Raw genomic sequence first — 1732 nt, forward strand, 5'->3', positions numbered from 1 at the left:
CGCGAATAAGCGATGCAGCCCCTACCGTGAGCGAGTGCATCAAGAAAAGGGCTAAGTATTCGTTTAATTTGAGTTAGGTCCGATGCGTCGAAGCCTGTGCCACAAAGCTGATAGCACCTCAAGTAGCACCTCAAGTAGCGCTAATCGCTGATAACTGAATGCTTACGTTCGCGTAGCGTGCGCGTAGCGCATTAGCTGATAGCTGATACGCGACACGCTGATAGCTGATAGCTTATGGTCACATTTAAAATAAAAACGCTATCTTATTTGCTAATACATGAATAACAATTGCCACCAAACCAATAAGCGTCATATACTTTACCCCTCCTTGTTTCCAATACAGTAGGGCATCATTCACCAAGGATATCATAGCAATTACAACTAATAAATTTAAGCCCCGGAAGGGAACTAATGTCGGATTAACTAGCAGTACTAATAATTCCACACCCCAAACATAGACTACACTCATAAATAACACTAAACTATAACGATTAAGTCCTATGATCAGGCTATAGCGAGAAATAAACCAACTTAACGTACCAACTAACAGGCATCCCAGCAAAAAAGCAACCGCACTAAGGGGTTCCATTAACAAAGCAGCAGCAGCGGAAAGCACAATATAACCACCGGATCGTACTGATGACTTTTGGTAAATCCAGTAACCTAAGAGCAGTACTATCCCAAATTGAAACATCGGATAATTGAACTCAATATCCAGTTGATCGGCATAGGCAGGATGAACAATATTAAAATCGAGATCGAGCCAAGACCAACCCAGCCAATAAATTGTCGCCACTATTCCCCCTGTAAATAGGGTAGTGATACCAATACCTTGTAGAACCTTCAACCGCTTCTGTTTAAGCCAACTAAAGGCAATGATAGCGGGGAGCAAACTACCGGTCAGACTATCCTGGGATAATTCCATCCAGCCTAAGCTGTCGTATAGGATGGCAATCGGATAAACTGAAAATAGGGATATCATTGCCAAAATATACATTGGTGTTCGAGGTTTGGACGATTGTTTAAAGTAGCATTGATAGAAAGCATATAAAACAAAAGCCAAAGCAATTAAGCTAATCCCCCACATGGGCGACAAGATTAGGCTTACCACTAAAAGCCCTGGAACAATAATCCCCCCTGGGATTACCCCTTCAGTTTTTTTGTAATGAAGGGCTGAATAAGCCCCAATCAGCAAGGCTAAACGAGTGATTTCTGACGTATTGATGGTTTCGAACATACTTTTTGTTTGGTTCTTTTCTGTTTGAATCGTTTCTGTTTGAGTCGTTTCTGTTTGAGTCGTTTCTGTTGGATCCTTTGCTGTTTGTTCTTTTTCTGTTTCGGTTTTGGTACTGCTTCCAATTTTGCAGCCTGGACTAAGGTTTGGAATAAACTTAAGAGTTCTTGGGCTTGAGGAGTATGGATATTGACAGCTCCCACCAACAGAATCTTTTGCTCCGTTATGATTTCAGTAATTTGGGTTAGTAAGGTCGTCCCAGGAGCATCTTTAAACGGAGTAGAGTCACCCAGTAACACTAAACGTTCTGGTTCACTGGCGAATAACTTTTGTACTTCTGCTTCGCAGCTTCCGATGGTAACCACTCGATCAAAGCTCAAGCTCTTAGCAAGATTAGCGAATAACCCTACTCGTGGTAGTCGATCGGAACGGTTGTTGAGTAAAACCACTTTGGCATGGTCAGGATATTGGTTAAAAATGCGATCGCAAAGTAAATTA

The 1732-nt window shown here is 41.9% G+C and carries 1 protein-coding gene and 1 pseudogene; both read right to left on the reverse strand.

From position 1 onward, the window contains the following. Positions 1–244: 244 nt before the first annotated feature. Positions 245–1237 carry a poly-gamma-glutamate biosynthesis protein PgsC/CapC gene (locus F6K38_RS41195; RefSeq protein WP_287360607.1) on the reverse strand — a complete coding sequence of 331 codons (993 nt, stop codon included), beginning with the start codon at positions 1235–1237 and terminating at the stop codon, positions 245–247. Further along, positions 1198–1732, reverse strand: a pseudogene (locus F6K38_RS41200) (poly-gamma-glutamate synthase PgsB); the annotation flags it as partial. The pseudogene F6K38_RS41200 and the gene F6K38_RS41195, both read right to left, overlap by 40 nt.

The sequence above is a fragment of the Moorena sp. SIO3B2 genome, from assembly GCF_010692525.1.
GTDB lineage: Bacteria > Cyanobacteriota > Cyanobacteriia > Cyanobacteriales > Coleofasciculaceae > Moorena > Moorena producens.